Origin of the sequence: Kangiella taiwanensis, from assembly GCF_020005165.1 — a bacterium.
Lineage (GTDB): Bacteria > Pseudomonadota > Gammaproteobacteria > Enterobacterales > Kangiellaceae > Kangiella > Kangiella taiwanensis.
The window spans coordinates 891,866-914,231 of the sequence record NZ_JAHCLT010000001.1; the positions used below are offsets into that span (position 1 = coordinate 891,866).

21 protein-coding genes are annotated in these 22,366 nt (G+C 43.1%); 11 read left to right on the plus strand and 10 right to left on the minus strand.

The window, feature by feature from the left end; all coding sequences use genetic code 11:
- The first annotated feature begins 41 nt into the window (after nucleotides 1-41).
- The 4 genes from KFK88_RS04300 to parC all read left to right on the plus strand — a co-directional run bounded on the left by KFK88_RS04300 (nucleotide 42) and on the right by parC (nucleotide 5,756).
- A complete protein-coding gene (locus KFK88_RS04300; RefSeq protein WP_223577420.1) occupies nucleotides 42-497 on the plus strand; it encodes a DUF1249 domain-containing protein in 456 nt (151 codons plus the stop codon).
- Nucleotides 498-539: 42 nt separating this feature from the next.
- Nucleotides 540-1,394, plus strand: coding sequence for a 3',5'-cyclic-AMP phosphodiesterase (gene cpdA, locus KFK88_RS04305; protein WP_223577421.1), 855 nt, complete (start codon nucleotides 540-542; stop codon nucleotides 1,392-1,394).
- 202 nt (nucleotides 1,395-1,596) lie between these two features.
- Nucleotides 1,597-3,492, plus strand: coding sequence for a DNA topoisomerase IV subunit B (gene parE, locus KFK88_RS04310; RefSeq protein ID WP_223577422.1), 1,896 nt, complete (start codon nucleotides 1,597-1,599; stop codon nucleotides 3,490-3,492).
- A gap of 26 nt (nucleotides 3,493-3,518) precedes the next feature.
- Complete coding sequence (gene parC, locus KFK88_RS04315; protein ID WP_223577670.1) at nucleotides 3,519-5,756, plus strand: DNA topoisomerase IV subunit A; 2,238 nt, start codon at nucleotides 3,519-3,521, stop codon at nucleotides 5,754-5,756.
- A gap of 22 nt (nucleotides 5,757-5,778) precedes the next feature.
- Here the strand turns inward: parC and KFK88_RS04320 are convergent, their stop codons facing one another.
- Entirely contained in the window at nucleotides 5,779-6,903 is a 1,125-nt protein-coding gene (locus tag KFK88_RS04320) for a hypothetical protein (RefSeq protein ID WP_223577423.1), read from the minus strand.
- Nucleotides 6,904-7,066: 163 nt separating this feature from the next.
- Here KFK88_RS04320 and serB point away from each other — a divergent pair, with 163 nt between their 5' ends.
- Nucleotides 7,067-7,948 (plus strand): phosphoserine phosphatase SerB, encoded by an 882-nt coding sequence (serB, locus tag KFK88_RS04325; protein ID WP_223577424.1) that lies wholly within the window; start codon nucleotides 7,067-7,069, stop codon nucleotides 7,946-7,948.
- A gap of 84 nt (nucleotides 7,949-8,032) precedes the next feature.
- Here the strand turns inward: serB and KFK88_RS04330 are convergent, their stop codons facing one another.
- The 3 genes from KFK88_RS04330 to epmB form a co-directional block, all read right to left on the minus strand.
- Complete coding sequence (locus tag KFK88_RS04330) at nucleotides 8,033-10,105, minus strand: EAL domain-containing protein (protein WP_223577425.1); 2,073 nt, start codon at nucleotides 10,103-10,105, stop codon at nucleotides 8,033-8,035.
- Nucleotides 10,106-10,240: 135 nt separating this feature from the next.
- Nucleotides 10,241-12,016: a hypothetical protein gene (locus tag KFK88_RS04335; RefSeq protein WP_223577426.1), complete on the minus strand. Its 1,776-nt coding sequence runs from the start codon at nucleotides 12,014-12,016 to the stop codon at nucleotides 10,241-10,243.
- An 83-nt stretch (nucleotides 12,017-12,099) separates the two neighbouring features.
- On the minus strand, nucleotides 12,100-13,140 hold the full coding sequence (epmB, locus tag KFK88_RS04340; RefSeq protein WP_223577427.1) for an EF-P beta-lysylation protein EpmB: 1,041 nt from the start codon (nucleotides 13,138-13,140) through the stop codon (nucleotides 12,100-12,102).
- Nucleotides 13,141-13,166: 26 nt separating this feature from the next.
- Between epmB and efp the strand changes: the two genes are divergently transcribed.
- Both efp and epmA read left to right on the plus strand, forming a co-directional pair.
- Nucleotides 13,167-13,730 carry an elongation factor P gene (efp, locus tag KFK88_RS04345; protein ID WP_223577428.1) on the plus strand — a complete coding sequence of 188 codons (564 nt, stop codon included), beginning with the start codon at nucleotides 13,167-13,169 and terminating at the stop codon, nucleotides 13,728-13,730.
- 352 nt (nucleotides 13,731-14,082) lie between these two features.
- Entirely contained in the window at nucleotides 14,083-15,036 is a 954-nt protein-coding gene (gene epmA, locus KFK88_RS04350; RefSeq protein WP_223577429.1) for an EF-P lysine aminoacylase EpmA, read from the plus strand.
- Between the two features lie 4 nt (nucleotides 15,037-15,040).
- Here the strand turns inward: epmA and KFK88_RS04355 are convergent, their stop codons facing one another.
- The 4 genes from KFK88_RS04355 to KFK88_RS04370 all read right to left on the minus strand — a co-directional run bounded on the left by KFK88_RS04355 (nucleotide 15,041) and on the right by KFK88_RS04370 (nucleotide 18,062).
- Nucleotides 15,041-15,394, minus strand: coding sequence for a hypothetical protein (locus KFK88_RS04355; RefSeq protein WP_223577430.1), 354 nt, complete (start codon nucleotides 15,392-15,394; stop codon nucleotides 15,041-15,043).
- 249 nt (nucleotides 15,395-15,643) lie between these two features.
- Nucleotides 15,644-16,021: a hypothetical protein gene (locus tag KFK88_RS04360; RefSeq protein WP_223577431.1), complete on the minus strand. Its 378-nt coding sequence runs from the start codon at nucleotides 16,019-16,021 to the stop codon at nucleotides 15,644-15,646.
- 163 nt (nucleotides 16,022-16,184) lie between these two features.
- The gene (gene nudC, locus KFK88_RS04365; protein WP_223577432.1) at nucleotides 16,185-17,108 is read right to left on the minus strand and encodes an NAD(+) diphosphatase; all 924 of its coding nucleotides are present in this window, start codon (nucleotides 17,106-17,108) and stop codon (nucleotides 16,185-16,187) included.
- A 12-nt stretch (nucleotides 17,109-17,120) separates the two neighbouring features.
- Entirely contained in the window at nucleotides 17,121-18,062 is a 942-nt protein-coding gene (locus KFK88_RS04370; RefSeq protein ID WP_223577433.1) for a YeiH family protein, read from the minus strand.
- Nucleotides 18,063-18,316: 254 nt separating this feature from the next.
- Between KFK88_RS04370 and KFK88_RS04375 the strand changes: the two genes are divergently transcribed.
- The 4 genes from KFK88_RS04375 to KFK88_RS04390 are packed head-to-tail and all read left to right on the plus strand — an operon-like array spanning nucleotide 18,317 to nucleotide 20,717.
- Nucleotides 18,317-18,691, plus strand: coding sequence for a GntR family transcriptional regulator (locus tag KFK88_RS04375; protein ID WP_223577434.1), 375 nt, complete (start codon nucleotides 18,317-18,319; stop codon nucleotides 18,689-18,691).
- On the plus strand, nucleotides 18,684-19,541 hold the full coding sequence (locus KFK88_RS04380; RefSeq protein ID WP_223577435.1) for an ABC transporter ATP-binding protein: 858 nt from the start codon (nucleotides 18,684-18,686) through the stop codon (nucleotides 19,539-19,541). The genes KFK88_RS04375 and KFK88_RS04380 overlap by 8 nt, the downstream gene beginning before the upstream one ends.
- Nucleotides 19,538-20,497, plus strand: coding sequence for an ABC-2 transporter permease (locus KFK88_RS04385; protein WP_223577436.1), 960 nt, complete (start codon nucleotides 19,538-19,540; stop codon nucleotides 20,495-20,497). The genes KFK88_RS04380 and KFK88_RS04385 overlap by 4 nt, the downstream gene beginning before the upstream one ends.
- 31 nt (nucleotides 20,498-20,528) lie before the next feature.
- Nucleotides 20,529-20,717, plus strand: coding sequence for a hypothetical protein (locus KFK88_RS04390; RefSeq protein ID WP_223577437.1), 189 nt, complete (start codon nucleotides 20,529-20,531; stop codon nucleotides 20,715-20,717).
- Nucleotide 20,718: 1 nt separating this feature from the next.
- Here KFK88_RS04390 and KFK88_RS04395 read toward each other — a convergent pair whose 3' ends face one another.
- Nucleotides 20,719-21,321 (minus strand): TetR/AcrR family transcriptional regulator, encoded by a 603-nt coding sequence (locus tag KFK88_RS04395; RefSeq protein ID WP_223577438.1) that lies wholly within the window; start codon nucleotides 21,319-21,321, stop codon nucleotides 20,719-20,721.
- A 49-nt stretch (nucleotides 21,322-21,370) separates the two neighbouring features.
- Nucleotides 21,371-22,321 (minus strand): alpha/beta hydrolase, encoded by a 951-nt coding sequence (locus KFK88_RS04400; protein WP_223577439.1) that lies wholly within the window; start codon nucleotides 22,319-22,321, stop codon nucleotides 21,371-21,373.
- Nucleotides 22,322-22,366 lie beyond the last annotated feature (45 nt).

Sequence of the window (22,366 nt, forward strand, 5' to 3'; positions counted from 1 at the left end):
GAGGACTGTGTTAAGCCGTTAAAGAAGTGTGTGAATACGATATGACAGCAGTAAAACGTAAATATACCCCTAACCTCAAAGAGTTTATGGCGCTTTGTTCGAGTAACTATGCCAAGCTCTCTCGCATTGTCAATCTAGTGGATATTGAACTCGAACAATCATTTTCAGTACATATTGATGGGCAACCTAACCTTTTGATTTCGTTAAAGCAGCGAAGTGAACACACCGCCACCTACGAGCTTTTACAGGAATCGCAAAACATTAGTTTAAAAAGACGTTATTTGGTCAGAATGTACCACGATGCGAAAGTAGCTGAAGTCTTGTCTGGCCTGAATCAGGGGATGTTACCTCCAGTGTTCCCCTATCCAAACAAACAAATGAAACAGCCTGATGAAAAAATTCAGTTGAATCGGTTTTTAGCCGAATGGCTCAATTTTTGTCTAGAATTTGGGCAATCTCACAGTTTAAACAAGACCCAATTGGTTTTTTTTGATTAGAAATCAAGCGATAATAATAATTAAGTCACAAGAGGTCATGGTTTGAATAATCAATCTTTGGACAAAAAGTATTTAAATAAAGAGCAGGCACGCCTTTTTATCGGGCGCTCGACCATGAAGGTCTTGCATTTGTCTGATCCGCATTTATTTGCAGATGACACTTCAACGTTGTTGGGCGTCAATACGGACGAGAGCCTTCTCGCGGTATTGGACGATATCAAACGCCGTGGCATTACTCCTGACCTTTTCGTGGTCACAGGAGATATTTCTCAAGATTATACGCCCGAGTCATACCAGAAATTTGTCGACTACTTAGCGCCATTTGGTAAGCCTGTTTTAAGTTTAGCAGGCAATCATGACGAAAGACCGAAACTCAAACGTTTTTTATCGCAGAAGCCATTCTCATCAGCTGAGCAGTTGCTCACAGAGCATTGGCAATTATTGATGTTGAACAGCCATGTTCCAGGTAAAGTTCATGGTCACTTGGCTGACGAAGAGCTATCGTGGCTGGAGTCGTGTTTACGTGACAACCAGGACTTACCAACTATGGTCTTCACGCATCATCACCCCATTCCTGTCGGTAGTCACTGGCTGGATCAGATTGGAATTGAAAATGGGCAGCGTTTGGTGGATATACTATCTGAGCATCCACAAGTCAAAATGTGCGCTTTTGGGCATGTACACCAATCCACTGACCGTCGCCACAAAGAGGTTAGTTACTGTTCTGTTCCGTCAACTTGTGTGCAATTTAAACAGCATTCCGTGGATTTTTCGGCGAGCCAAGAAAAGCCTGGCTATAACTTATACCACTGCAATAATGATGGCATTATCAGTGTCGACAGTTTCCGTGCAGACAGTTATTTACCATCAGTGAACCTAGCAATATCTGGTTACTAGTTGTACGAAATTCCGACTGAAATCCCCTCAGTTGCATCATCTTATTGCTACTATCTAACTGTTCTTTGGCTTTACAAATATTTTGCTTGCACAAAAAGATCTGCCTTTATAGGATAAGGCGTAATAACAAGATATAGCGTCTTCTTGAGCTAAATAGCACAAAATCACATAGAACATACAAGAATTACGGCAAAGAACCTCTATGGCAAATAAAGAGTATACCGCTGATGATATTGAAGTCCTCAGTGGCTTAGACCCTGTTAAAAAGCGCCCTGGGATGTACACCGATACATCGCGTCCAAATCACTTGGGGCAAGAAGTTATTGATAATAGTGTGGATGAAGCGTTGGCAGGTCATGCGAAGTCCATCCAAGTGATTCTACACAAAGATAACTCATTAGAAATCCAAGATGATGGTCGTGGTATGCCTGTGGATATTCATCCCGAAGAGGGGATCCCAGGTGTAGAGCTCATCATGAGTAAGCTCCATGCAGGTGGTAAGTTCTCGAATAAGAACTACCAGTTTTCAGGTGGTTTGCACGGCGTTGGTATTTCAGTGGTCAATGCACTGTCTAAACGTGTAGAAGTTACCGTAAAGCGCGGTGGTCAACAATATGAAATGGCGTTTGAGCATGGCCTAAAAGTTTCCGACCTAGAGGTCACTGGCGAGGTGGGCAAGCGCAATACAGGCACAAGCGTTAAGTTCTGGCCCGATCCTCAGTATTTCGATAGCCCGAAGTTCTCAATCTCTAAAATGAAACACCTGCTCAAAGCTAAAGCCATTTTGTGTCCTGGTTTAAAAGTTATCTTTGATAACAAAAGTAGTGGCGAAAAAGATGAGTGGTATTATGAAGATGGCTTGACCGATTACTTACTAGAGCAAGCCGGGGACTTTGAGAAGTTACCAGAAGAACCTTTTGTTGGCTCTTTAGCTGGTGAGACGGAGGCCGTTGACTGGGCATTCTTCTGGATGCCGGAAGGTGGTGAGTGTTTAGCAGAAAGTTACGTTAACTTGATCCCAACAGCTCAAGGCGGTACGCATGTTAATGGTATGCGTAATGGTTTACTTGAAGCCATGCGAGAGTTTTGCGAGTTTCGAAACCTACTCCCTCGCGGCGTTAAGTTAACCGCGGATGATGTTTGGGACCGAATCAGCTATGTACTGTCAGTCAAACTGGACGATCCACAATTTTCGGGACAAACCAAGGAACGCTTATCGTCACGACAGTGCGCAACGTTTGTTTCTGGGACGGTCAAAGACGCTTTTAGCCTGTGGTTAAATCAGCACTCTGTAATTGGTGATGCTTTGGCGGAAAAAGCCATCAGCAATGCACACAAACGAATGCGCGCAAGTAAAAAAGTGGTGCGCAAGAAAGTTACTCAAGGACCTGCGCTGCCGGGCAAGCTTGCTGATTGTGTCGGCCAAGATAGCTCGAGTAGTGAACTCTTCTTAGTGGAAGGTGATTCTGCGGGTGGTTCGGCGAAACAGGCGCGAGATAAAGAGTTTCAGGCAATCATGCCGTTACGAGGAAAGATTCTGAACACATGGGAAGTCGAGCCTGAGCAAATTCTGGGTTCGCAAGAGGTTCATGATATTTCCGTTGCCATTGGCCTCGATCCAAATACTGATGATTTATCAAAGTTACGTTATGGAAAGGTGTGTATTCTTGCCGATGCGGACTCTGATGGCTTGCATATTGCGACTTTGCTCTGTGCACTTTTCGTGCGTCACTTTAAACCACTCGTCAAAGCAGGACATGTCTATGTTGCGATGCCACCGCTTTACCGCGTGGACATTGGTAAAGAGGTGTTTTACGCACTAGATGAAGACGAAAAGCAAGGCATTGTGGACCGAATCAAAGCTGAGAAAAAGCGAGGAAAAATTCAGGTCACGCGCTTTAAAGGTTTGGGCGAAATGAACCCAAAACAATTACGTGAAACGACCATGGATCCAGCAACACGTCGCCTGGTTCAGTTAACCATTGATGGTGGTGATAACTCTGAGCAGGTGATGGATATGTTGCTGTCCAAAAAACGCTCTGCTGACCGCAAAAATTGGTTAGAAGAAAAAGGCAATAAAGCCGAAATTGAAGTTTAAACGAATAGTGAGTTAACGTGGAAGAAATAGATTACGAAGGTATTGAGAAACGTTCTCTAGCCGAATTTACTGAAGAGGCGTACTTAAACTATTCGATGTACGTCATCATGGATCGTGCTTTGCCTCATATTGGTGATGGCTTAAAGCCGGTACAACGTCGTATCGTTTATGCCATGAGCGAATTAGGCTTGAAGGCTACGTCTAAATACAAAAAATCAGCGCGTACCGTGGGTGATGTTTTGGGTAAGTTTCACCCGCATGGTGATTCTGCCTGTTATGAAGCGATGGTGTTAATGGCACAACCATTTTCCTATCGCTACCCGTTGGTTGATGGTCAAGGTAACTGGGGCGCGCCAGACGATCCTAAATCTTTTGCCGCGATGCGTTACACCGAATCGCGTTTAGCGGCTTACTCTGACGTTCTTCTTAAAGAAGTCTCGCAGGGTACTGTTGATTGGATTCCAAATTTCGACGGCACCATGAAAGAACCTAAGGTGCTGCCGGCTCGTGTTCCTAATTTATTGTTGAACGGTACCACGGGTATTGCCGTTGGTATGGCGACGGATGTTCCTCCTCATAATCTGACAGAAGTTGCTAATGCCTGTATTCACATGCTGGATAATCCGAAGGCAACAGTAGAAGATTTGATGGAGCATGTGCAAGGACCAGACTATCCAACAGATGCTGAAATTATCACGTCTAAGGCCGATATCCTTGAGATGTATCAAAAAGGCCGCGGTTCGATTCGTATGCGTGCACACTTTGAAAAAGATGACGGTGAAATTATAGTAACTGCTTTACCACACCAAGCGTCAGGCTCGAAGGTGTTGGAGCAAATTGCTGCGCAAATGCAGTCGAAAAAGTTACCGATGGTCAGCGATCTTCGTGATGAATCAGATCATGAAAACCCAACGCGGTTAGTGATTATTCCTCGTTCTAATCGTGTCGACACTGATGAATTAATGAAGCACTTGTTCGCGACAACAGACCTAGAAAAGACCTACCGCGTTAACATGAACATGATTGGTCTTGATGGTCGGCCACAAGTAAAAAACTTGCAGATGTTTGTCAAAGAATGGCTCGACTACCGTCTTGAGACAGTGCGCCGACGTCTACAATATCGCTTAGATAAAGTGATGGACCGTTTACATATTCTAGACGGTCTTTTAATCGCTTATCTCAACATTGATGAAGTGATTCATATTATTCGCACAGAAGATAAGCCAAAGCTCAAATTAATGGAGCGCTTTAAATTATCTGACGTGCAGGCTGAAGCGATTCTTGAACTCAAGTTGCGTCACTTGGCGAAACTTGAAGAGATGAAGATTAAGGGTGAGCAGGCTGAATTAGAAGATGAAGCCGACTGGTTACAATTAACGCTTGGCTCTAAGCAGCGCATGAAAACTGTTGTGAAAAAAGAGCTGCAAGAGGTGGTGGATGAGCATGGTGATGAGCGTCGTTCACCAATCGTTGAACGTGAAGATGCAAAAGCTCTTTCTGAAACGGATCTGATGCCTACAGAGCCTGTAACAGTGGTATTATCCGAGAAAGGTTGGGTGCGTTGCGCTAAAGGTCACGATATTGATGCAACAGGCATGAACTATCGATCTGGCGATGGTTATCTAGACTCGACACAAGGCAAAAGCAATCAATATGCCGTCTTTTTGGATTCAACAGGTCGAAGCTTCTCATTACTTGCTAACACACTGCCTTCGGCACGGGGCTTAGGTGAGCCTGTGACAGGACGAGTAAACCCTATTGCTGGTGCAGAGTTTTTGTCGACTATCATGGGTGAAGATGACGATAAGTTTTTATTCGCATCGGATGCCGGTTACGGTTTTATTGGGAAGTTTAGCGATTTGGTGTCGAAAACTAAAAACGGTAAAGCTTTCTTAAACCTGCCGTCAGGGGCTAAAGTACTCAAGCCGAAACGTATTCCTGCTGACGGTGATTTGTACTGTGTGGCAGTGTCCAATGAAGGGCGCATGTTGGTATTCCCTCTGCAAGACTTGCCAGAGTTAGCCAAAGGTAAGGGTAATAAAATTATCAGCATCCCCACGGCGAGAGCAAAAAATCGAGAAGAGTTTGTGGTTTCGATAGCTGTTGTTAGTACCGAGGATAGCTTGGTAATTCATTCGGGCAAGCGCCATTTGACATTAAAACCGAAAGATCTTGAGCATTACCGAGGTGAGAGGGGGCGTCGAGGAAGTAAGCTACCGAGAGGTTTCCAGCGTGTAGAGTCGATGGAGGTTGAGCCTAAGTAATGGGCTTAGGGCTCACACTCCTTTAGTCTTCGCTTAAGAAACGTACCTGGCGCTCGATTAAGCCACGCTGTTCGGCGTCAGGTTCTTCTAATTGACACAGCTCAATGATGTCATGTGTATCTAGCTCAATGTCTATCAATTTTGTTGATGGCCAATCATAGTTGTCATCTTTTTGTCTGAGTTTTTTCTCGAACCACACTCCAGGTTCAATAATATCAAAAAACATGTGATAGATTTCGCGATCAAAGTTTAGATGATGCAGAAGAATTTTGGGCTGCAGCTGTAATTGCTGTAAGCATCGCTCCAACGCATGCAGTGGGTTTCGGTTGAGGGGTGTTGAGGTCGGATCAAGGCCAAGTACCAAGAGACCATCACTAAATTGAGTGGCTAATAGGCCATTCTGTGGCAGCCATCGGCTTAAAACTCTGAGTAATAGAGCATTGCTTTCGGCGTCTAATTTGGACCACTCAGCTTTTATTACGAGGGAATGCTGAATCGTTTTGTTTTGAAGTTGTTTGCGGTTTCGCTTAATCAGCTCTTTTAATACCACCTCATTCTTTTTAGCGGTTTGAGGCGGCACTACTGACGTTTGGTCAGGAGTTGTTTGAGTTGGTTCTTTTTTACGACGTATAAAAGTCAATAAAAAGAACAAAAGAAGCCATAAAGTAGCACCAATACCCCAAATCATAAAGGGTTTGAGCCAGAACGGGGGCTCCGACTGGACGAGATCAGTTGCAGGGATGAAGTAGATTACTAAATACCCGTTATAATTATCTTCATAAGAGATATTTGCGATGACGGGAGCGCTGTGTGGCTTAGCAGCGTCACCGGCTGAGTATATGAGCTCACCGTTACGACGATAAATTGCTAGCTTTTGGATGTTTTCATTGTTGTTTAAGCGCAACCCGATGGATTCGATAGCATCTGTATTCTCGTCTTCAATTAAATGACCTAGATAAGCCGCACTGAGATCTGCCATGCCTTGATTATATTGCAGGCTGAACTCATGAGTCTGGTTATCCAGGGATTCTTGATACCATGAAAACATTGAAGAACAGAGGATAATAACAACAATCGCTGTCGATAGTAGGATCGGTAAACGAATAGTTTGCAGGTTACTGCGCTCTGTATGATTCGATTTATTCACAAAGTTTCGTGAAGTTCTTGTTTGTTGGTAATATATCATAGATCTATTAACTTAGTACCATTGTGAGATGTGACTTAACAAGTGGTTGGGATATTCAAAAACAATGACAAAAAATGTGACCTGTTTTATTTTTTCTTTACAAGCGTTGGACCTTGAGGCCCTAGTGACACAACTCGTAGCCAGTTCGGGGGAGACCGAGAGCTTTGACTCAGGTCTTGAGGTTCGGGCAATCCATACTATAGCTTCTGAGGACTTGGCGTTTTATCGAAGCGCTGCTGCCTTGAGTTTGAACATCCCGACGAATACTCCTGATTCAGACATCAAAGTGACAGTTGAACATCTATCCCAAATCGTAAAGTTCGACTACTGTTTGCTCAGTTCACCAGAGCAGGTTACAGCCATAAAGTTAGCGGTATTTGACATGGATTCCACACTAATACCGATGGAAGTCATTGATGAGCTAGCAGCCGAAGCCGGCGTTAAAGAGGAGGTTGCTGCAATTACAGAGCAAGCAATGCAGGGAGATTTGGATTTTAATCAAAGTTTTAAGAAGCGCCTGTCTTTGCTCAGAGGCATGTCAAAACAAGCAGTAGGTGAGGTCAAGTCTCGCTTAACGTTTAATGCTGGTGTGGAGCAGTTAATTGCTCACCTAGTTGATCACGGGGCAGTTGTTGGTATTGCATCTGGCGGCTTTGAGCCTTTTGCAAAAGCTTTGGCAGAGTTAGCCCCTATTACGAAAATTCGTTCTAATACTTTATTGTTTGACAGTGATGAGCTGGCAGGACAAGCCGTTGAGCCTATTGTCAATGCTGAAGTGAAGGCACATCAGGTTAAGGAATGGCAAGCTGAGTTAGGTATAGGGAGCAACGAGATCATGGTGGTGGGCGATGGTGCTAATGACAGCAAAATGATGGAAGTCGCTGGCCTAGGAGTTGCATACAAGGCGAAGCCATTGTTACGTCAAAAAGCTGACTGTGTCATTCAGTATGGAGAAATGAATGGCTTGATTGATATTCTTAAGGTGGTATTGCGGTTTAGAGCTTAAACTGGGGCGAAGGGTATATTTCAAGATCAAAAAAGCCTGCAAGCATACAGCTTACGGGCTTAATCAGGGGGATGCCTTTAGCTCTTAGAAGTCACTATCAGCAAAGTCATAGTTAAGCTTTGAAATTGGTTTTGAAACATAGTTACCCATAACAAAGTCGATTCCAAGTGGCCAAATTTGAGCCAGTGTTGATGCATCTTCCAGACTGGTGATAATCGTTTTAGCTTCAATTTCGGCTGCAGCGTTGACGATAGGTTGAACTTTCTCGGAGCCATGCTCTTTAAGTGTTTCGATAAATGGCGGCGCCATAGCGACAAACTGTGGCTTTATAGAGCGAACCAATTCACTACTGTCAGTCTCGATGCCTGAAAGGCAGAATGGGACGCCAATCTTCTTTAGCCCAGCTTTAAGTTCAATCACCTTTTTGAGATAGGTTTGTGCGGTTTTACCTTTCAATGTCAGAACAAGGTTGTCACTACTAATACCTGCGGCAGTAATAAGCTTTTCTAGCCAGTCTTCTAAATCGTCTCTCAATAAAGTATTTGGACTAAGAGCTACAAATAATTTGTTGCTATTATTTTCGGCTTTATCCTTAGCTAAAACTTTAAGTGCATGTTTCAGTGTGATTTTATCAATTTCAGCATCAATCCCCACCTTTTCAAAAACATGGAAAATATCTTCACCAAGTCCCCAGCCGCCGTCTTTTAGTTGGTAGCGGAAGTAACACATATATTGTTTACTTGGACTGCCTTTAAGGCTCATCATTGGCTGGTAGAACAATGTCATATTGCCTTCTTCACGAGCAATAGTGAATTCTTCATAGATTTTGCGCTCGTGTTCATCAAGCAGACTATCAATCGATGGGTTGAAAATTTGGTAGTTATTGCCACCTTTCTCTTGCAAGTGATGAGCTGTAGTTGTTGCGTGTAAAAGTAGCTTGCTTGGCTCAACGTCATTGTCAGTACAAGGTACACCGCCAATACTGAACGTGATCTTCAGCGTTTGACCAGAGATTTCAAATAATTGGTTTTCGATATCGCCAATCAGCTTTTTAGGTAACTCTGTTGGTGACTTTGAGGTATCACTGAGCATAATCGCAAAACTGGTATCACTAATACGGCCAATAACATCGCTGCTATCACAATGGTCTCTCAACCAGTCTGCCACATCTTTTAGCAACACATCGCAGTCAGCAATGCCAAATTTGCTACGGTAATTGGTAAAGTTATCAATCTCTATCAAGTACAACAGTGCATTAGTGTTTGTTGTTCTTGCTGTATCTACGGTCTGGTTTAGGTGATCCATAAACGCTGGACGGTTGAGAACACCTGTGACTTGGTCAATTTGACTGACTTCTTTTAATTTTTTCATCAACTCTTGCTGATCACCAATATCCCGAACCAATAACTGGACACATTCTTCGTCATCATAAATTGCCGAACTGATGATGAAGTCTGCTTCAAACTCTTCCCCGTTGGCTGTTTTACCTTTCAAAACTTCACTCACTTCCGTACCTTCTTGGGCTTGACGTTTAAGCAAAGACTTTATGGCGTCTGTATCGTCATCAGCAATAATATCCATGATGCTCATTACGATAATTTCATCTTCTTCATACCCAAAACGCTTGATATAGGTTGGGTTGGTATAGATGTGCATGCCTTCATGGATATAAGCAATGGCATCTTTTGAGCTGTCTAGAAGCAGTTCGTTGCGTTTATTCGTTTCATAAACGATTTTATTTGCCTGCTCTAGTGATTGGAGAGAATTCACGAGCTGCTGATCACGCTTAATGATCATGGCAAGTAGGTCGAGAGATTTCGCTGGGATATAGTCTTTAAGTCCCTGAGCTATGAGTTCAAAGCGCTTTTCTTCGTCATACTCATTGGATAATAACACTGCTGGGACCAACACAGGCTGGTTTTTTAGTTGCTTCAGGGCCTGTTTTATCGGGAGATTGTTCAGCTCATCAATAAATATGGCTTGTTGCCAGTGCTTAGTGTCGGTAGCGTCTTTTAATTGTTCACTATCAGAAATAAGCTGGTGACGAATGGGTAGCCCCATGTTTTTCAGATGGCTCGCTACCTGCTCACTATCATTTGGTGAAGAGGAGAAGATGAGTGTATTGATTGGTGACTGCTTAACCTTTTCTTTCATCATTGCTATCTGCTTGTTATTTATTGATCTCCAAAGAATTATTGTAACGAGATTCTTAGGAACTTACTGTAACTAGGCCACAAATCCTTACAATAAATAAGGAGCTTCATAATCGCAAGCCTGTGACCTCATAAACTGTTATTTTTTACGAAACTGAAACTGAATAAAGTTATCCGTTTCAATGATTTTTTTATTGAGTTCAACCTTATATTCATCTTCAGGTGTCATGATGGCTACAGTTTGACCTGAGCGATAACCCAGCGGCGGCAAAATAATCGAGGCATCAATACCAATATTGGGCATTTCAGGCAGTAGTAAGCCATTATGATGGTAGGCTGGTTTAGCATAGTCCCAGTCCAAAGTAGCTCGCACCGGAGTGGCTTCAGGAGCTATGATTTCAACACCGATCAGAAAAACCGAGTTTTTATGCCAACGATTCCAACGAATCATGCCAAGGTTGTACTGCTCTTGGCTGTTCTTAATGTTTTTGATCGTAATCAATTCATTGGCTTCAGCGTAGCTAGAAGGAGCTTTTTCAAAGCCTAAACAAAAACCCGCCGGACTAACGTCTCTTACGATGCCTTGTGACCATTGGTAGCGTGATTTGGTTTTAATGTCTTTAAATGGCTTATCTTCCATCTGATGTTGCTTGTCTTCTTTGCTCTGAGGCTTGTAAATAGAAGCAAAGGCATCTTTTTGTTGATCGCCACTCAAGGTTGAGCCGCTTGAACGGTTTTTCCAAACAAAGCTGTGTTGGCTATCTTCTTCTTGCTCAAGCTGCAGTGAATCAGGTTCAATGTTGTGAGTGACGCTCTTCTTTTGGCCGAAAAAGCGTTGCTCAGTTTCTTTGCCGAGTTTTTCGACTAGGAAATGGTGCGAAGCGGCGAGCCCAATACAGACTTCTGTATTTGCCTGCGAGTTCATGCGGATAAAGTTACGATTGAGTTGTTGGCTCCAGTGCGTAATCAAGTGTTCAGATAGCTCTTGATCCAACTCAACTTGCGGCGCTTTTTGTGTGAAGCGGCTAAAGAAGCCCCCTGATTCATTCTTTAAACTTTTCTCAAGGGCCTCTGCTAACGGCTGTAAACTAAGGCCAATAACGGTTTGCCCTTCCTTCTCAATAGAGTTCACAGGTTGGGGAGGGATATCACTATCGGGTAGATAAGCAAATAAACAGTCTTGTGTGTCATTGAGCCTTAAATCCGAGAGGGTGGCGAGCTCCTCTAAGCTGTTGTAGACATCGCTTATTTCGCCATGCTTCAGCTGATACGGGTTCGAAACCGGTAAAATTAGATTGATCAGAAGTTGTTTTTTTATGGTCCCTAGTGATGCAGAGTCTTTTCGAAGTTTGTGCTCAAGCAAGTCGTACTCTTGGGCCAGCTTGAAGATGATGTTTTGTTGAGCCCAGAGTTTGGAACCAACAGTTTTGTAAAGTTGGTAACGCTGTAATTGAATGAAGCCTTGAAATTGAAGGCTGTTTGCACAGGCTGCAGGTAAAATGGTCTTTTGGTACTTGTCCAGAGCCACTTTATCATCGTATAAGTCTTCTATCACTGTGTTAAAACCAAATACTACCTCAGAAGAAATAGCATGCACTAACTCAGATGCGGACTGTAATTTTTGTGAGTATTTTAAGGGACTATGGATATAGACCGTTGCCAAAGAGTTTAAGGTATTTAGACATGAATTTTTAATGGCTTCTAAAATTTGCAAGCGAATTTTAGGAGAGACTGGCGATTGGTTTAAATCATACAGGTAATGGAAAATCTTAGACGCTGTCTCGCCCATATCGGCAGCAGGTAGCTCCTCGAGCCACTGCTTAGCAGCTTTGACCGACGAAGGTATATCGGCGATCATCGAACTGTTTTTGACCCGAACGGTCAACCCCAAGGTTCCTTTGGTTAGCGCCACCATTTTCTCCTTATAATTCTGGCTAGTCTATTAACTTCTATATTAGCGAAAAGCACCTGCCTGTGCTAGTTATTTTTAAGCTTAAGTTATTGATTATTATTGCCTAAATCAATCCAAGATTTATGCGGTTTCCCGCCTTCTTCTCGCACTAGCTTTGGAACGAGAAACCCGGCTAGTTCAACTTGGAGTTGTTGGGTTAGAGTTTGGGCTTCAGTTTCGGATACATCAAAGTGATGTGCGCCAGAAACTTTATCAAGTAAATGAAGGTAATAGGGTAGAATCTTATGCTGGAACAGCTTCTCGCTCAAATTCGCCAAAGTTGTTGCATTATCATTGATGTCTTTTAACAATACGGTTTGATTGAGTAACGTTACCCCGGCTTTAGACAATCGTTCCATAGCAAGTCCAAACCACTTATCGACTTCATTGGGATGATTGACGTGTGTGACAAAAACCGTCTGAAAGCGACAATTTTCAAGGGTTTCGACCAAACTGTGAGTAACTCTCTGAGGGATAACCACAGGAAGACGGCTATGAATTCTAAGGCGCTTAATGTGAGCAACTTCGCCTATTAAGCGGATAAATTCGGCGAAATATCCGTCATTGACAGCTAAAGGGTCGCCACCGCTCAAAATAACCTCGTTGACTTCAGGGTGCGCCTGAAGATAGTCTACAATGTCTTGCCACCCAGATTTACTCAGCTGATTATCAGAGTAAGGAAATTCGCGCCTAAAACAATAACGGCAATTAATAGCGCAGGCAGTGGAGAGCATGACCAAAACGCGACTTTTATACTTATGCAGTAGCCCTGGTATAGCGCTTTCATGCTCATCCAGCGGATCTGAAACATAACCCGGAACCGTTTTCGTCTCTTCCGCAAGCGGTAACACTTGAAGCAATAAAGGGTCAAATGGGTTGCCTTTTGTCATACGATCGACAAAGCCTTGAGGAACGCGCTGAGCAAAAGCGTGATTGTCCAAAATAGGGTAGGGTAGGGACTCAGGCGACAGCTCTAGGTGTTTTAAAAGCTGAATTGGTGAGGAAAATGCCCCAGAAAGCAACTTTTTCCACTCATTATCCTGCCAATAAGAGTCATTTCGCGTTAAAATCTGCACGTTTTGAATCATAAATATATCAATTGTTAGAGGAACTCATGGGAACAATTACGACAAACGACCTGCGCAATGGTACCAAACTGATCTTAGATGGCGAACCTTGCACGGTTGTTGACAACCAGTTTGTTCGTCCCGGCAAAGGCCAAGCATTCAGTAAAACAAAAGTATTATACTTGTTAACTGGGCGTACTGTTGAGAAAACTTTTAAATCAGGCGAAAGCATCGAAACAGCGGATGTAATTGATACCGATATGGATTACATCTACAACGATGGTGAATTCTGGTATTTCATGGATCCAAATACTTTTGAGCAAGTTCAAGCGGACGCTAACGCAGTGGGTGATGCTAAAAATTATCTGATCGAGCAAGATAAGTGCCAAGTTACTCTATGGAACGGTAGCCCAATTGCTGTGACGCCTCCAAACTTCGTGATTCTTGAAGTGACGGATACAGACCCAGGCTTACGCGGCGACACCTCAAGCGGTGGTTCAAAGCCAGCAACCATGCATACCGGTGCTGTAGTTAAAGTACCGTTGTTTGTGAATATTGGCGATAAGCTGAAGGTTGATACGCGAAATGGGGAGTACGTTTCACGCGCCTAGCTTGCTAAATTCTCGCTATACAGCGTTACGTTGCTTTTTGAAAATGCTCACTTAGTTGATCTAAGCTCCGCGTTTCAAAAAGCAACAAGCCTTGTCTAGCAAGAATTTGCCGGCGCTAGTGTGAGAAGATTCGTTTGTGTTTTGTTTGGAATTATTTTTTGCTCATTTACTGTTCGTAAACTCCGCAAAATAATTATTATCCGCCGCGTCCAAGCAAATTTTATCTCCATTAGGGTTTTGTTTGGACTTGGCTCGGCGTTTTAAATGTAAGTGCGCCTTGTCTAGCAAGAATTTTTTGACGCTAGGAGTATTCCCTTAGTAAGTGTTTATTCTCTTCTAACTCATAATCATTATGCCTAACTGGAAACCAACCGCTTCAATCGAAACTCTTAAAGCGCGCGCTGAGATTATGGCGCAGGTGCGTCAGTTTTTTTCAGAGCGGGATATCCTAGAAGTAGAAACACCCTTACTGAGTCAGTACAGTGTGACGGATCGCTATATGAAGTCTTTCGCGGTAAAGGATTTCATGGGTGAGGACGGTTATCTTCAAACGTCACCTGAGTATGCGATGAAGCGTTTACTAGCGGCTGGTTCAGGTTCGATTTATCAAATCTGCAAAGCGTTTCGTCAGGATGAGCTGGGTCGTCGGCATAACCCAGAGTTTACAATGCTGGAGTGGTATGTTGAGGGATTTGACCACCATCAGCTCATGGAGCAGCTGTTTGAATTACTGGGTACCTTATCTTCAAGTCCACTAAAAAAGGTATCTTTGACTTATCAAAGTGCTTTTGAGCGCTACCTCAATATCAATCTTTTTACTATTTCAGATGCTGAGCTACAGGCACTGAGTGAGCAGTTGTTAGGTGACTTACCTCAAGATTTAGAGCGAGATGACCATTTAGCCTTATTGTTCGAAGACCGTATCGAGCCAGAATTGGGGAAGGGCGATGAAGTATGTTTTGTGCACGGTTATCCGGTGAGTCAGGCCGCATTGGCTAGGGTTGATGAAAACAATCCTGACACAGCGTGTCGCTTTGAAGTCTATTGGCATGGAGTTGAGTTGGCGAACGGTTTTTATGAGTTGGCTGATGTGGCAGAGCAACGTCGTCGATTTGAAGCGGATAATACATGGCGCAAAGAAAATGGGCTGCCTCAGATGCCCATAGACGAACACTTTATGGCAGCCCTAGATGTTGGCCTCCCCGAGTGTGCTGGCGTAGCCTTGGGTCTCGATCGTCTTATTATGATTTTGTTGGAGCTAAGTGATCTGACCGAAGTGATTGCATTCCCTGCAAATAGGGCCTAAGCCCTTAGGCTGCCGTCGGGGTAAGCTCTGGTGAAATATTGGCCTCCTTTTCTACTGCTTTAATAATTTTGATGTAGGTTCGCTGGTCAGTTGAAGCGATCAAACGTCGCTTATCTTCAAGTTTGGCCATGAAAAACACTTGATCTCGACTAGCTGTTTCAATGTATTCTTTGGTTGCTTCATCAGTGTCCAATAGTAACAAGAATTCTTCTGTGGCTTTGCTTATTGATGTTACTTGTTGCGCCGAGACGGTTTCACAAAGGTAGTGATTTTCATCACCAGGCAAAGTGAAGTTTCGAATGGTAAAACGACCGACTCCAGTAGGAAAGTCTCCAGCTATAACGGTGAGTTTGGACATTTTCTTACCTCATGATTCCTTCAAACTAAGTGAATGACTCTTAAATCCATCTTGAAGTTTGCTTCTACAACTAAAAGATGTATTTGAAAGTTGTTTTTATCTATTTTTATCGAACGAAAAATAAACAGTCAAACAAATAGGCTCTTTTCATCAAAGAGTTGAGACGGGGTTATTATTTTGTGCAAATTTGACTTGCAGTTAAAGCGTAACTGCTTGAAGTGTAAGTTAAAAATGCATCAAAAAATCGATTTAAGCACTAGTCGCCATGCTGACTTGATCGGCGTTTTGACTCCGTTTGATCGACTTTTTAATTTTATGGAAAGTGACATCGTCAGTCTCAGCAATAAATCGCCTCTGATCAGAGAGCCTGACCATAAAGATAATTTCATGTTCGTCCGCGATTTTTATCTTTTCTTCTAACTCTAACTGTATCTCTTCAGCGACGGCAGGATCTTTATTAAGCAGTAAAGCCATTTTAGGGTTCGCTGTATTAATAAACTCAACCTGAGTAACGCAGACAGTTTCGCATAGATAATGATTTTGATCGCCCGGCAACGTGAAATTGCGGAATGTAAAGTACCCAGTCCCTCTGGGAAAATCACCTGCTAGTATTGTTACTTTTGACATGGCCTATTGCCTCCTTGACACATGTTATGGTCGCCCTTCAATGAGGGGTATTTCCTTATTCAGCTATGGTGATACATTGTTTATTATTTGTACTGTTATTACAGTCATACTCCTAAATGTGACGCAATTCAAGGTTTTTTGTATCTCAAAAGTAAAGGTTTGTCTAAACACTCTCTATAAGCCATTGATTTATAAGCTTTCTAGAAATTGAGTATTCAAAAGGTAGTACCAGTTCACCTGTCTCCACAGCTTCCTTGAGGGCGGTACGAGAAAACCATCGAGCATCCTCTAACTCTTTATCCAGCAGTGAAATTTGGTTGCTTTGTGCCTCTGCTGTAAAGCCGACCATCAATGACTGAGGAAATGGCCATGGTTGAGACTGGTAATAACGGACTTGGCTCAGAGCCAGCCCTGTTTCCTCATAGGCTTCGCGAACAACTGCTTGTTCTAACGTTTCTCCTGGCTCAACAAAGCCAGCAATGACGGAGTAGCGTTTTTCTGGCCAAGACTTCTGTCGTCCAAGTAGTAGCTCGTCTTGATAGGTTATGGCGCAGATAACGGCACTATCGGTACGTGGGAAATGCTGTTGTTGGCACTGAGCATGACTGCATATTCGTACAAATCCCGCTTGGGCCGCATAAGTTTTATGGCCGCAATATCCGCAATATTGATGGGTGTTGTGCCAATGTTCGATAGCAATAGCCACATTACAAACGTGTGCTTCTTCCGGTGATAGACGTTTGAAAAGCTCCCTTAGTCCACATAGCTCAATTGATGGGGCTTGGTCATCCAAAGTCACATGATTGAGTAAGTCGACTGATTTCAGGCGGTATGTAAAGTAGTGCTTACTATCGACTTCGCCTAGGTATATCAGGTGCTTTCGGGCGGGAGGCTGGGATTTGAAGTGCAGTTGCCGGTAGCTTAACCAAAGTGGAGCCAAGTGCTTATCATTTACCTCACAAGCGATAGATTGTTGATAAACAGGTAGATAATAGGCGTCGCTGCTAGAGATGATAGGTGTAATAAAGTCGTCAGTATGTCGAACATCGCCGTGGCGATTGAGAGGGTTTGTCTGAAATGCAAACATGCGATCAGTCCATTACCAATATAAAACTACCAGCAGGGTAGTGATAGAAAGTATGAGCCATAAGATTAACCCAAGCAGCATAGCTTTAATAGGGATGGTTTTGATGGCTTGTTTATTCAAACTGGTGCCCATCCATAACAAACTCAAAGCAAAGAGGTTCTTAGCCGCAGGTTGAATATACTCGGCAAACGTACTTAGATTGACGAAACTTCCGATGCTACTGGCGAGCAAGAAAAACAGAATAAAGAGTGGAATCGTTAACCGGAACTTGCCGGAACGAACTGCAAAGGATGCTATGAGTGCTACAGGTATGATCCACAGTGCGCGTGCTAGTTTCGCCGTGGTTGCGATTTCCAAAGCCTCGGAACCATAATCTGCTGCTGCCCCGACTACGCTGCTAGTATCGTGGATACCGAGTGCTGCCCAGATACCAAACTGTTGTTGGCTGAGTTCTAACCAATGCCCGATGGCGGGATAAACAAATAACGCTACTGCGTTTAGTAAAAACACGATGGCCAAAGAGACAACCATTTGTTGTTGGTCGGCCTTGATAGAGGAACCTACGGCAGCGATGGCGCTACCGCCACAAATCGCTGTACCAGAGCTGATGAGCCAACTTTGGTGTTTGTCCAACTGAAAGAGTTTTCCAAGAAGCAGTCCTAAGAGAATGGCACTTGCGATAACGATTACGGTAAGCCAAAAACTGTCCCCAGCGTTATTGACCAGCTCACCGAAGGGCAGGGTAAAGCCAAGTAAAACAATGGCGACTTTAAGTAACAGGCTGGCCCAAGAGCCTAGGGGAAGACTGTGAGAACCTGAGAAAAACCAACCCCAAAGGAGTCCAGCTGCTAATGCGTAACTGGCTTTCAAAAAACCAACCACACATAAAATTGTGAGGATAATCAATAAGATATTTGATAGACGCTGAAAGTTTTTATAGTCCTGCAAAGCCATCTTCTTATATTAGAAACTCTTAAACTTAGGCGCACAGTGTACGCTTCTAAGCACTTATATTCACCTACTAATTGAGGCTGAGATTAAAAAATATGCTAAAAATGCTTTACTGATTAGGTGTTATATGTAAGTATAACACCATATCGGTATGACACGTGACAGGTTTAACAACTGGCTCGGCGACATACTGACTCTTAAGCAGGCTCTGACATAGTCACAATATGAGGGGCTGAGACGTAAAAGGTAATGATGGTATGCAGATACAGTGGGATGACTCACAACCAATCTACCTCCAACTGAGGGATCGTGTACAAAACATGATTCTCGAGGGAAATCTAGCGGAAGGTGAAGCTTTGCCGTCGGTAAGAACGGTGTCAGCGGAATATCAGCTGAATCCAATTACCGTGTCAAAGGCTTACCAGTTGTTAGTGGATGATCAGTTGGCAGAGAAAAAGCGAGGACTAGGTATGTTTGTAGTAGATGGCGCAAAAGATAAATTATTGCAGCAGGAACGTGAAGTGTTTTTAACCACTGAGCTGCCTGCCTTGTTAAGAAAATTAAAACGATTAAATATTACAAGAGAAGAGCTGCTGGATGCGCTCGATAAGGAGGAATTGGATAATGGCTAGTGTCATTTCAGCAAATAATGTGAACAAGTCGTACGGCGACTTTAAAGCATTAAATGATGTCAACTTTAGCTTAGACAAGGGGCGTATTTTGGGACTGATTGGCCCAAACGGCGCAGGCAAAACGACCTTGTTAAAGGCTGTTTTAGGCTTGACTAACTATTCTGGGGATTTAAAGGTTCTTGGCTTAGACCCACACAAGCAACGTGATGAACTGATGCAGCGGGTATGCTTTGTGGCTGATGTGGCGGTATTGCCGCGTTGGATTAAAGTCAGCCAAGCCATAGATTTTGTGGAGGGAGTCCACCCTAAGTTTAATAGAGAGCTGTGCGAAAAGTACCTTGCTGAAACCAAAATAAAGCGTGACAGCAAAGTCAAAGCCTTATCGAAAGGCATGGTGGCGCAGCTACATTTGGCGCTGATCATGGCAATTGACGCAGATTTATTGATACTGGATGAGCCGACTTTGGGCTTAGATATCCTTTACCGTAAGTCATTTTATGAAACGTTGCTCAATGATTACTTTGATTCTGAGCGTACGATTATTATCACCACGCACCAAGTTGAAGAAATCGAGCACATTCTAAGCGACTTGGTGTTTATCCAAGACGGACGAATTGTATTGGATGACAGCATGGAAGAGGTAGGGCAGTCATACTTCGAGGTGATGGTAGAGAAGGAGTTTGAAGATGCGGCATTAGCATTGAAGCCAATAAATGTACGTGAAGTTTTTGGGCAAAAAGTATGCCTTTTTAACGGTGTCGAACGTAGCCAAGTTGAGGAATTCGGTAAAGTGAGGAAACCCAGTGTGGCGGATCTGTTTGTGGCAAAAATGAAAGGAGATGTCGCATGAATACTTTCGTAACGTTATTGAAACGTGAGTACTGGGAAAGCAAAACTAGCTTTTTATGGGTTCCGTTAGTGATTACGGGAATCACCATATTCACTGCGGTGCTTGGGTTAATTATTGCATCAACAGGCAATATCGAAACGGGCGAGTTTGGCTCGCACGATCTGGGCAGCTTATTCAAGCTCTATGATGTGTCCGTTGATCCAGATATAAAAGCCTTTGCGACACAAAGTGCACTCTATTCTGGCGTCTATAGTTATTATCTAGTGTTGGCGATAGTTGGCTTTTTCTACTGCTTAGGCTCTTTGTATGACGATCGAAAAGACAAAAGTATTCTGTTCTGGAAGTCGATGCCTGTGTCAGATTCACAGACTGTGTTATCAAAATTTGTGTCTGTTGCTGTGGTCGCACCGTTCTTATACTGGCTGGTGATTATAGCGACTAACCTCATGATGTTGGTCATCGGTACGATTTTCGCTTGGTTATCGGGTGTAGACGCGTGGAGCGCACTGTGGGCTAATTCAGGATTCTTCAAAGTAGCGATTTACCAGTTCGGTGCTATTTATATGGCAATGTTGTGGGCAATTCCTTTTGTTGGCTACTTGTTACTGATTTCTAGCTGGACCAAAAAAGTACCGTTTCTAGTTGCGACAGTACCGCCTGTTCTGGTCGTGATCGCTGAAGGTATGATTTTTAAGACGGCGAATGTTGCATCATTTTTAGGCGAGAAATTGTTCGGAGTTGTGCAGGCGTTAATTGCACCATTTAACTCACTAGCTCGTGAGTTTTCACAGAAGCGCGCTGAAATCGAAGATGATCTACCTATTTTCGACGAGTTTGAATTTCTAAGTTTTGGCCAGCAGTTTCAGGACTCAGGTTTTTGGATAGGTTTATTACTTGGTGCGGCGATGATTGCTGGTGCGATATACATCCGTCGTTTCCGTGACGAAGCATTTTAATTGAGTGCGATGATAATTTAAGGAGGCACTTATGACGTATAACAGGAAAACCAGTAAACGTGTGAGTCAAATCTGTTTGTATATAGCCATTGCAGCAATAGGGTATACCATCGCTGCAAAGCTGAACCGCGTACAACCAGAGGTGGGTGTTCTCAACAGCTTAGAAACGGTTGAGTCTATCCATAAGGGAATAAAAAATATTTTTGTAACGTTGGATTAAGCTAGTTTCTTACCCAGTGCATGAGTCCTGACACAGATTCGTCTGCGATGGACTCAAGCTCACTTTCACTAAAATGGACTTTCAGTTTGAGAAGTAGTGGCCAAAGGACGCGTTCTTTGAGAATACCGAAAAAAATCTCTGCTGCGATGTCAGCTTTCTTCACCACGGTCTCATCGAAGGTAAATTCCGATAATAATTTGGTCAAAGACTGCATAATCGGAATTTTAACGTACTGTAAGAAGTTAATCGGTACCTGTGGGTGGTGCTCGGCTTCCGATATGATTACTCGAAATAGAGCCACCGTATCAGGCTGAACTAAAATTCGAACAATTCTCTGAGAGAACTTTCGTAGACGCTCCTCTGGTGAGCCCGACATATGGTCAATATCTGGTATCTTACTGACAACGCGTTTATTGACTTCTTCTAATCCTGCAATAAATAAGGACTCTTTATTATCAAAATGATTATAGAGTGTGATCTTTGATACTTTGGCAGCTGATGCGATTTGCTCAATGCTTGTCTTAGATACGCCTTGCTTCAAAAACATTTTGATAGCGGTATCAAGAATATGTTCTCTTTTCGGTAATTGTTTCTTCTGGGGCATATTATAAGTTCTTTTTATATGGCTATCGCTGTCAATGCACTAGACGAGCTCAGTCTAGCACAGTTTCTAAGGCTTGGGTATCTGACAAAAAATGCACTACAGCGTTGATTACTTCGGGGTTTGTGAGGATACGTTTGTGTCCCAGCCCCTCGGTTAACTGTAGCTCACTTCCCTCCCAGTTTTCATGAATTAAAACCCCCTCTTCGTAGGGAACTTCTTTATCATTTTTATCATGAATTATCATAGCCTTAGCTGAGCTTTTGCGAGCATTCATGTAAGTTGAAAACTCATTCCATATATTTGTATTTTGTGTAACAAACCGATGCTCGATATGCTGAGACAGACTTTCTGTGACCCTGTTAGTTAAGCCAAGAATTGCTTGAAACTTATAGACCAGTCCTTTGAAATGAGACGGTGTACTGATAGTTACAACTTTATCGGTATTGAGACCATTATTGATAGAGTAGGCGGTACAAATAGCCCCAAAAGAGTGGGCGATGACCCCTGCAAACCGACCAAACTGGTTTTGCAAATATACTATAACTCGATGAAACTCTAGAATATCTGTGTGCTTCCCTGAAGAGAGGCCGTGTCCAGGCGCATCAAATGAGATAACGTTATATCCTGCTTCTAAAAGCTTGAATACAAACTCATGAAACTGGCTTGCACGTCCCTCCCAACCATGAACTAAGAGAACAGTATTATCATAGAGTAGAGACTCGTTGGAAGTTTGCCATTGATACAGCTTAACCGTTTTGTCATCAGACAATTTGAAAGTGCGGTGCTCTGCCTTCTTGATGATACTGATTTCTGCAGATGATGGTTTAAACTTCCTAGGTTTAAACCACAAATCACTAGCTATTTTGCCTGCCTTGTTAACAAATAATTTATCACCGAGTTTAAAAAAGAGGTGTAAGGCCTTCGCTATTGGGTGGCTCGACTGCTTAGTATTTCCCTTAAGTGTAATTGCTTCATCGATATTTGTTTCTACGCTACCCATCGTCATATTCCTGTAACTTTGAATTGCTACATATAGTAAACTGTA